Annotated in this window: 2 protein-coding genes and 1 pseudogene; all 3 read left to right on the forward strand. The window is 63.8% G+C overall.

Annotated features, from left to right (window positions below; all coding sequences use genetic code 11):
• Nucleotides 1-312 (forward strand): annotated as a pseudogene (locus WS46_RS32735) (phage baseplate assembly protein V); the annotation flags it as partial.
• Nucleotides 313-381: 69 nt separating this feature from the next.
• Nucleotides 382-732, forward strand: a complete 351-nt coding sequence (locus tag WS46_RS32740) for a phage GP46 family protein (RefSeq protein WP_059693620.1) — start codon at nucleotides 382-384, stop codon at nucleotides 730-732.
• Nucleotides 732-1,529, forward strand: a 798-nt coding sequence (locus WS46_RS32745) for a baseplate J/gp47 family protein (protein ID WP_059693622.1), incomplete at its 3' end; no start/stop codon positions are given. The genes WS46_RS32740 and WS46_RS32745, both read left to right, overlap by 1 nt.

Here is a 1,529-nt window from a genome sequence, read left to right on the forward strand (position 1 = left end):
GAGGTAGCGATCTACACCGACGAAGGCGATTCGATCGTTTTCTCGCGCGGCCGCGTCATCGACATCAAGACGAAGACGCTGAATATCAGCGCCGAAGAGTCGGTGAACATCGACACGCCGACCGTCAACATGAAGCACGCGCTCAACGTCGCGGAGCAGATCACCGGCAAGGGTGGCTTGTCGATGTCGGGTGGCGACGGTGCACATATCGACAATCTTCGCGTCGACCAGGACGTGGTGATCGGCAATAAGAGCTTCAACGGCCACAAGCATCCGGAAACCGGCAACATCACCGGCACGCCGGTCATGTGACGACAGCGGCAGCATCCCACTGACCTCCATCACGTAAGACGTTCACGCGCGCGCGATGACAATCGCGGCATGGACGCACTTCTGAACCCGCAAACAGGCGGATATACCGGCACGCAGACGACGACGCTCGCGAACGCCGTGTATATCCGCCTCGCCACGCCGCTCGGCTCCTGGTGGGCTGCGCCCGACGTCGGGTCGCTGCTGCACACGCTGGCGCGCGAGAAAGACACGCCCCGCGTGCGCGGCCTCGCTGTTCAATACGCCGAGCAAGCGCTCGCCCCGCTGGTCAAGGATGGTCGCGCGAGCAAGGTGGTGGTGTCGGCCACGGCGGGCGAAAAAGGCTGGCTCGTTCTGCTCATCGACGTGTATGACGCGACGGGCAACGTCCAGCACTTCCAGCATCCGGTCAAGGTGTCGTGATGCCGGCGACCGTTCTCACTCTCGACCAGGTCCGCGCGAACATTCTGCGCGAGATCAAAAACCAGCGCCCGGACGCCGACGTCAGCGACGATTCAGATCACTACGTGCGTGCGAGCGGCACGGCCAGCGCGGTCGAAGGTCTGTATGCGCGTATCGCTTGGACGGCGCGGCAGATTTTCCCGGACACGGCCGACGAAGACTATCTCATCCTCCACGCGCGCCTACGCGGCATTGATCGCAAGTCGCCTGTCGTCGCGAGTGGCACCGCACGCGCCAAGGGCAAGCCTGGTGTCCAGATCGCCAGCGGTCTGAGCGCGAAATATCAGGACGGCACCGCCTACGTGACGACGAGCGGCGGCACGATTGATGCGGATGGAAATCTCGTCGTGTCGGTAGCGGCCGTCGACGCCGGCACCATCGGGAACCGCCAGGACGGCGATACGCTCACGCTCACCGTGCCGCCGATCGATGTCGACGCGACGCTGATCATCGTGACGCTGCGCGGCGGGACGGCAATCGAGACGCTCGATAGCCTGCTCGCACGCCTGCTGCAACGCATCCGTCGTCCGGCGGCAGGTGGCAACAAATACGACTACTGGCAGTGGGCGATGGAGGTGCCGGGCGTGACGGCAGCATTCGTCTATCCGCTGCGTCGCGGACTGGGCACCGTCGATGTGGTGATCGTGACCGGGGATGGTTTGCCGTCTGACGATGTGTTGAAGGCTGCGCAGACACACATTGACGATCAGCGTCCCGTGCGGGCCAAGGATACGCGTGTCGTCGTGCCGTCGATCAAG

The organism is Burkholderia sp. RF4-BP95, assembly GCF_001521985.1.
In the GTDB taxonomy this organism is placed as follows: Bacteria; Pseudomonadota; Gammaproteobacteria; order Burkholderiales; family Burkholderiaceae; genus Burkholderia; species Burkholderia diffusa.

Excerpts from the sequence above, each read along its gene's own strand:
- WS46_RS32740 (WP_059693620.1), top strand. The coding sequence starts at position 382 with ATGGACGCACTTCTGAACCCGCAAACAGGCGGATATACCGGCACGCAG.